We start from the raw sequence: 7,840 nt of genomic DNA, 5'->3' as shown, positions 1-7,840 counted from the left end.
CAGGTAAACTAGGCATTTTTGACCCTAAATTTAAAACATTTATAACTCTTTCCTAATCTGTAGAGTTTTCAGATAAAAAGAAGGCTATCTATAGTTGCTTTAGGTGAGAATGGCATACCCCTATTGGAAAGTCTTCTTTAGGCTCCTCCTCCTGCCTCAGTATAGGCTTGTTCTCAATCGAATAGGGTAAAGTAGGGAATCAATCTACCCTGCTTCACCCCTTTTAACCCCAAAGACAAAATTTAAACATACTCTTATTTTACTTTCTATACATTTACTATATAACCCCAGGCATTTGAAGGGGTTGACAGAGTAGTATTTATTGGTACAGGCTAAAAGTACGACTATGTGTAGGGGTATAATGAAAGGAAATGTTACGATAGATAGTAAAACCCACGATATATCATAAAATATAATCAAGAAATTTTCAAGAGTTTTAAGTCTGAAAAAGAATTTATTTATGTCAAGCTTTTGATAAACAACTACTTAAGAAGTGAAAACTAAATAAAGAAGGCATTGGCATTGGGTTTGAACTATTAACTAATATTACACAAATCCACCGTTTTTTGAAGTTTGTAGAGAAATCATCAGCAGATAAAGAAAAGTTGTTGGATGCTAAGAATCTTATCCCAGTAAACCCATCTTTGTTTTTAAATATTTGTTTGATTAACCTGGCAGATATTTCCAACAACCAAGTGTAAACGTACATATGATTTGCGCAAAATTTCAAATGCAATATTCTACTTGTTACATAGCAAGATGCAGTGGCGTAATTTGGAATCAAAATACCCTCTTTGGCAAAGTATTTACTATTATTTCCACATTCGAAAATCAGATGGTATCCTGAAGTAAATTAATGCAGCCTTAAATCAGCAGGAGCAAAGGCGTCAAAGCAAAGCTGCTGCTCCAAGTATAATTTTCATTGGTAGTCAAGATATTAAATTATTTTATCAGCGAAGATAAAGATCGTTTGCATGTAAAAATTACTTGAGGAGACATTCTAATAGTATGAAAAAACAGCAAATAGTGCCAAAGCCTCGGTTTTATGAGCTAATTGCCAAATTTTACTTAATCGTTTTGAAAAAGCATAAAATTTAATTTTTAAACGTACGCTACACCAATCCCTACACGCCAAATAATATTCTAATTCAACCAGAAAACACCACACTTTACACAAATTAACCCAGCCATTGCCCAATAAAATCATATACCTATCAAAATAATACTGCTTTAAGGTAAAATTGTGATAGAAACAGAGTTTTAACCCTTCTACTTTTGCATTGTACTTTTTTACAAAGAACGATACCTACCTTCTAAATCCAGATTTTGAGAATAAAAATAGTTCCATAATAGAACAAACCAATTAATTAATGATAAACCAATTTACTACTGATTAGTTATTATGAAAAAGTATTTATTTACAATTATAGCCTTATGTATTGTCATAATACAAATACAGGCTCAATCTACTACAGTAACTGGAAAAGTAACAGACCCTAAAGGTGAGGGAATTCCAGGAGCCACTGTACTGGAAAAAAACACCAACAACGGAACTGCTACCAACACTGACGGAAGTTTTAGTTTGACCTTGCAAAGTGCCAACCCTACGTTGGTGATTTCGGCCATTGGCTTTGCCAAGCAAGAAATTGTAGTAGGAGCACAAACCAAGTTCGATATAAAACTGGCTACAAACGCCGAAGAGCTGGACGAGGTGGTAGTAACAGCCTTGGGAGTAAGCAAAGAAAAAGCTACCCTGAGTTATGCTGTACAGAGCATTAAACCATCTGACTTAACTGATGCCCGTGACAACAATGTAATTAACTCTCTATCGGGACAAATTGCTGGAGCACAGGTAACAGGTTCATCAGGGGGAGTAGGCTCATCGGCAAGAATTATTTTGCGTGGCTATTCCTCACTTGCAGGCAACAACCAACCTTTGTTTGTAGTAGATGGAGTACCTTATGACAACTCATCAAGCAATGTACAAGGATGGAGTAATGGAATAGACTATGGTAACGCTGCTGCCGACATTAACCCTGACGATGTTGCCAGTGTATCGGTATTGAAAGGTCCTGCTGCTACTGCTTTGTATGGAGCTCGTGGAGGTAACGGGGTAATTTTAATTACTACCAAATCTGGTAAAGGTAAAAAAGGCATTGGCATTGACTATAACTTTAACCTGGGGCTTGAGCGTCCTTTTGTAACGCCTAAGTTTCAGAACCAATATGGACAAGGTTGGAACGGTCAGTTTGAGTGGGTAGATGGTAGAGGTGGAGGAACCGCTGACTGGGCTGACCAAAGCTGGGGGCCTAAGTTTGACGGTCAACCAAGAGATCAGTTTCACGGCAAGCAACAACCTTGGGTAGCTGCCCCTAACAACTTTCGTGACTTTTTTGAGACAGGAGTAGCCACTACCCACAATGTAGCCATTACCTCAGGAGGTTTAAAAAACCACGTTAGGGTTGGATATACTCGTTTTGACCATAAAGGAATGATGCCCAACACTGATTTGTCACGCGATGTAGTAACTACTAAAGCAGGTTTTAAGTTAACCGACAGACTAAGTGGATCTTTGACAGCAACATACACTGCAACCAATTCGGGCAACCGCCCAGTAGTAGGGTATGGTAGCACCAACGGAGGTTACTCTAACCCTGCCAACCAATTTATTTGGGGAGGACGCCAGATTGATTTTGCAAAACACCTGAAAGACAACTACGCAAATCCAGATGGTACCCAAAAAAACTGGCTGACTTACTATTCTAACAACCCTTATTGGATATTGCACAAAAATACTAACTCTTTAAGAAGAGACAGAATAAATGGTGCAGCAACACTTTCTTATGAATTGGCTAAAGGCATTAAACTACGTGGTAGAGTGATGAACGATTTTTATCGTGAAACCCGCAAACAACGCGTAGCTAAAGGTTCCTGGGTACCTATTCATGAAGGACGAATTTTTCAACAAGGATACTTTGTCAATGAGATCAACCAAGAGATTGCACTTGTAGGAAACACAAACTTGTCGCCACGCCTCAATATAGACTTCTTGGCAGGTGCCAACCGGATGAATAGTAAAACGGAGTCGAATACTAATAGTGCACTTGCATTAGTTACAGCCAATAACTACTCTTTTGACAATGCCCAAGGCGAAACTCCAGTCACTACATTCAATTCTGAGCTTGAAATTCAAAGTGTATTTGCTGACGCAACATTTTTGTTTGATCGTGCCATTAGTGCAGGGTTTTCTTTGCGTAACGACTGGAACTCGACCCTACCTTCAGCTAACCGTTCGTTCTTATACTACTCAGCTCGTGGTTCTGTAGTGTTTAGCGAACTATTGTCGGAGCAGCTTCCAGAATGGTTTAGCTTTGGAAAAATATTGGTAAACTATGCTACAGCAGGTGCAGGTGGCCAACCTTATCAACTAGACCCTGTTTTTGTGGCTGAGACAAACAACTTCAGAGGTGTAAAAATGTTCAGAGCATCTAATGTAATACCTAACCCTGACCTCAAAAACGAACTGACTACTACTACCGAAATTGGAGCTGACCTTCAGTTTTTTAACCGCCGTGTTGGGGTAAACGTGACTTACTACCAGTCTCAAACAGAAAATCAAATCATTTACTTACCAGTTTCACGTACTTCAGGCTATGGCAGTGCTTTGATCAACGCTGGTCGGATAGACAACAAAGGAGTAGAAGTGCAACTTACTGCCACTCCGTTCAGGGCCAAAAACCCAGGCGACTTTCAGTGGGACATTCAGGTAAACTATGCCCGCAACCAAAACTCGGTAGTGGCACTTGACCCTCGAGGTCAAATTGAAAGCTTTCAATTGGGTAGTTTCTTTGGCATCGTCGTGGAAGCTCGCCCAGGACAGCCATTTGGAAGCATTTTAGGGCGATCGCAAAGAAGAGATGACCAAGGACGAGTTATCGTAGACCAAAACGGAATGCCTTTATTAACTGCTGATTTGGGTGTTTTGGGCAATGCTACCCCCGAATGGACTGGAGGCATTTCTAACACCTTCCGTTTCAAAGGTTTTGACCTGAACTTCTTGATTGATATTCGTCACGGTGGTGACATATTCTCTGGAACCAACTACTATGGGCACGCTGCCGGGCAGTTTGAAGCCACTGGAAATAACCGTGAAGAAGGTTTTGTGGTACCTAACAGTGTGACAGAGAGCGGCGAGGTAAACACTACCAAAGTAATGCCACAAGACTATTACGGTAACCTATACGGCAGACACGATGAGTACGTGTATGATGGTAGCTTTATCAAACTACGTTCATTGACCTTGGGCTATACTTTTCCACAAAAGTGGGTGAGTAGTTTGAAGCTGCAAAAACTGCGTATTTCGTTCTATGGACGTAATTTGTGGTTAATCAAGTCTAACATTCCAAACGTAGACCCAGAAACAGGATTTAGTGCCAGTGGTGTAAATAATATTGGGTTTGAGTATATCTCTACACCTTCTGCCCGCACGTTAGGGGTTCGTTTAAACGCCAAGTTTTAAGCGATTTTTAAGCTGCCAACGACAAGAGCCCTCGCAAGCACCGGCCGTTGGTAGCAAAAATCTTATAACTAAAAAAGCTCAATTTTACTCAAAAGATTTAACGATAAGAATCAATGAAAATATTTAATAAAAGTGTTTGTCTGATGCTGGTAGTAGCTGCTATGCTATTTGGCTGCACCAACGACTTTGACGAGATCAACACCAACCCTAACAATCTGACCAAAGCCCCTGCCGAAAATGTATTAGGCAATGTCCTCTTGCGTTTGGTGGGTACTACCCAAAACACTGCTGGTTTTCGTATTTCATCGCACTGGGCACATCACATCGCTAATTTTGTGTTCCCTGAAGCGGATATTTACAATCCTCGTGACGCTAGCATAGGTAGTGTATGGAGTGAGTTGTATTCACGAGTGTTAATCAATGCTCAGATTTTAATTGAAGATGCCAAAAAAGATAACCGCCCCAACATGCAGGCCATTGCTACGGTATTGAGGGTATATGCTTTTCAGACTGCTACTGATTTGTGGGGAGATGTTCCTTACTCTAAAGCTTTGCAGGGGTTTGATAGAGAAACTGCACAGGTAGGCACGCTGACCCCAACCTACGACAAGCAACAAGACATTTATACCGGACTTATTGCTGAACTTAAAGCCGCAAATGCTTTGTTTGACTCATCTGTTGATCCTATTCCTGAAGACGCAGGTGATTTTGTGTATAACGGTGACGTGGACAAGTGGAAAAAGTTTTGTAACTCATTGTTATTGAGGTTGTATATCAGAGTATCTAAGGCTGACCCTGCCACTGCTCAAGCAGGTATCGCCGAAGTATTGAGCAACCCTACTCAATTCCCGATTTTTGGTAGCAACAACGACGATGCTCAACTTGCTTATGTAAATGAATCTGGGCAGCGTAACCCTTTGATAGAAAGCTACAATTCAAACATCAATGGGGGACCAAGCAAAACCTTGATTGACTACTTAGTGGCACGTAACGATCCTCGCTTGTCGATATATGCCAATCCTACTAAAGAAAGTAAAGACGCAGGTGGTACCCTCGAGTATGTAGGACAACCTAATGGTGGAGACTTATTGGCACAATCCAAAGTTTCGCTGTTGGGCGATGCTTTTGTGAATAACTTAGCGAGCCCTTTGTACTTGCAAACTTATGCTGAGGTGTTGTTCATCATTGCTGAAGCCGCCAACAATGGCTGGAACACAGGAAGCTGGACTGCCAAGCAAGCCTACGAAGCTGCTATTACTCAAAGCGTTGCTAAGCACTCAGGTACTTTGGGTACATATCTGGCCGAAGCCAATGTAAATTTTGACAATGCTACTACACCCGAAGCCAGGGCACAATTGATTGCCGAGCAAAAATGGGTAGCCTTATTTATGCAAGGCAATGAGGCATACGCCGAACAACGAAGAACCGATTTTCCGGCTTTGACTGAAGTTCCCAAGTCAGCATTTCCGGGTAAAGGTCTTCCGATAAGACTATTTTTCCCATCGAGCGAGGCAGCCGTTAATGCGGCAAACGTAAACCAGGCAACCACTGGTGTGGTAGATGGTATGTTTGGGCAACGCTTATGGTGGGACGTGCAATGATTATGTGTAATTAATTTGGGAAAGGGACAGGCATTTTGCGTGTCCCTTTTTTTGGCTTTAGCATGTGTGTAGAAACTTCTGAAGCTAACCGTCTATTCAGACAGAGTTTTATTAGCTTTGCCTTTTTTAGAATTGTTTAAACGCCAATCAAATGAAATTATATCGCCCGGTAGGGCTCAAAGAACTAGAGCTTATTTTGGCAGCTAATGCCAAAGCTTATCCACCACGCTTACAATGGCAACCTATTTTTTACCCTGTGCTCAACTTTGAGTATGCACGCCAAATTGCCACCCGCTGGAACCTGGACGATGAATTGTCGGGTTATGCAGGCTTTGTTACTGCTTTTGATATTGACGATGCATACATAGCACAGTTTGAAGTACAAAATGTGGGAGCACACTTACATAATGAACTATGGATACCTGCCGAAAACCTTGCCGAGTTTAACACACACATTCAAGGATACATTCAGTTATTGGCGGCTTATTATGGCGAAAAGTATGCAGGAAAAGTACAGCACGCCTCTGTAATGGTGGGGCTCAATGCTTTTGAACAACTGAACTACCTCGCTCAACTGCCCAAAAACGATCAGGCTATAGCCGAAGTAATAAAGACTGACACTGTAGCCATACAAGTAAACTTTGCTTACTGGCAGCAAACCAATCAACACCCCCAAACTCTAGCACGTTTACAGAGTATATGGCAAGCAATATTTCCTGAAAGGACATTAGGAATGAATCAAAAATAAATACGCTTTTTTAGCTTGCAACCTTCTTCTATTGGAGCAAAGCGTATTGTTAAAACTTGTCTTTGCAAGGCTCTCATTGGCTTACTGAAAATCTAAATCTGAAGTAAATTATTTTCACGAATGTAAGCCACTTGCTTGCCTAGTTTTACCTTGTACCATATATCTTTTTTACTCAAAATTTCTACGCGATGCCCCTTCCCCATTTTTGCCTTAAGTTCAGAAGCAGCCGAGGGAGCACTCATCAAAAAAACTTTGTCATTTTTAATGATAGCTTTGGGTTTACTCTCGGTAAAGTTAAATAAAATAAATACCGCAATAAGGGCAGCAAAAAAAGTGATTCCGTGCCTACTGGAAATCTGACGTTGTTTCTTGAGACGATAAATAAACGACCCGAAAATACTTCCGAAAATAAGTACTACCAACAAATTGAAATAAAAATAGTACTTATGAAAGATCGCTTTTACATAGTCGAAGTCAGAATATTCGTAGCCTTGTAACTGTTGACTTTTGGCTATTTTTTCCATACGCAACAAAGTCTCATTGCTGGGTGCGTACTCGTAATGTAAACTCAGGTAATACAGGGTTTGGGTGTAATCACCTAGTCCCTCGTTTATAAACGCCATTTTAAGCAGCATGCTAGGCGAAGCTTTACCACTTTTGAGAAATATTTTTTCGTATATCTCAAGTGATTCAGTATACTTTTTTTTGGCAAAATACTGATCGGCTTTTGCCATTTCTGACTCATTATCAAAGCAATAGCCCAAATTAACCATTGCCAGCATGAAGCATATCAGAGTAAACAAGAAATTTTTCTTTGAGAAGTTTTGCATTTTAAAATCCATCACCTAACTTTGCACCGCAATTACGAAAAAAAGCACAGTAAAAGCAAAAAAAATGATTCTTTAGCTCAGTTGGTAGAGCATCTCCCTTTTAAGGAGAGGGTCCTGGGTTCGAGCCCCAGAGGAATCACCA

5 protein-coding genes and 1 tRNA gene are annotated in these 7,840 nt (G+C 40.6%); 5 read left to right on the top strand and 1 reads right to left on the bottom strand.

What is annotated here, in order from left to right:
• Positions 1 to 678 precede the first annotated feature (678 nt).
• The 4 genes from Q0954_RS35105 (at position 679) to Q0954_RS31750 (ending at position 6,868) form a co-directional block, all read left to right on the top strand.
• Positions 679 to 852 carry a transposase gene (locus tag Q0954_RS35105; protein ID WP_366916773.1) on the top strand — a complete coding sequence of 58 codons (174 nt, stop codon included), beginning with the start codon at positions 679 to 681 and terminating at the stop codon, positions 850 to 852.
• Positions 853 to 1,402: 550 nt separating this feature from the next.
• On the top strand, positions 1,403 to 4,519 hold the full coding sequence (locus Q0954_RS31760; RefSeq protein WP_299465273.1) for a SusC/RagA family TonB-linked outer membrane protein: 3,117 nt from the start codon (positions 1,403 to 1,405) through the stop codon (positions 4,517 to 4,519).
• 113 nt (positions 4,520 to 4,632) lie between these two features.
• A complete protein-coding gene (locus tag Q0954_RS31755; RefSeq protein ID WP_299465271.1) occupies positions 4,633 to 6,120 on the top strand; it encodes a SusD/RagB family nutrient-binding outer membrane lipoprotein in 1,488 nt (495 codons plus the stop codon).
• 151 nt (positions 6,121 to 6,271) lie between these two features.
• Positions 6,272 to 6,868: a hypothetical protein gene (locus tag Q0954_RS31750; RefSeq protein ID WP_299465268.1), complete on the top strand. Its 597-nt coding sequence runs from the start codon at positions 6,272 to 6,274 to the stop codon at positions 6,866 to 6,868.
• A 92-nt stretch (positions 6,869 to 6,960) separates the two neighbouring features.
• Here Q0954_RS31750 and Q0954_RS31745 read toward each other — a convergent pair whose 3' ends face one another.
• Positions 6,961 to 7,698, bottom strand: coding sequence for an SH3 domain-containing protein (locus tag Q0954_RS31745; RefSeq protein ID WP_299465265.1), 738 nt, complete (start codon positions 7,696 to 7,698; stop codon positions 6,961 to 6,963).
• Between the two features lie 66 nt (positions 7,699 to 7,764).
• Between Q0954_RS31745 and Q0954_RS31740 the strand changes: the two genes are divergently transcribed.
• Positions 7,765 to 7,840 (top strand) — tRNA-Lys (locus tag Q0954_RS31740).

Source organism: uncultured Microscilla sp. (assembly GCF_947493425.1).
Taxonomy (GTDB): domain Bacteria; phylum Bacteroidota; class Bacteroidia; order Cytophagales; family Microscillaceae; genus Microscilla.
This window is presented reverse-complemented; position numbering and strand designations above follow the sequence as displayed.

What these genes read in the sequence shown, in the direction of transcription:
- Q0954_RS31745 (WP_299465265.1), bottom strand. Translation starts at nt 7,698, where the DNA reads ATGCAAAACTTCTCAAAGAAAAATTTCTTGTTTACTCTGATATGCTTC.
- Q0954_RS31750 (WP_299465268.1), top strand. Translation starts at nt 6,272, where the DNA reads ATGAAATTATATCGCCCGGTAGGGCTCAAAGAACTAGAGCTTATTTTG.
- Q0954_RS31755 (WP_299465271.1), top strand. Translation starts at nt 4,633, where the DNA reads ATGAAAATATTTAATAAAAGTGTTTGTCTGATGCTGGTAGTAGCTGCT.
- Q0954_RS31760 (WP_299465273.1), top strand. Translation starts at nt 1,403, where the DNA reads ATGAAAAAGTATTTATTTACAATTATAGCCTTATGTATTGTCATAATA.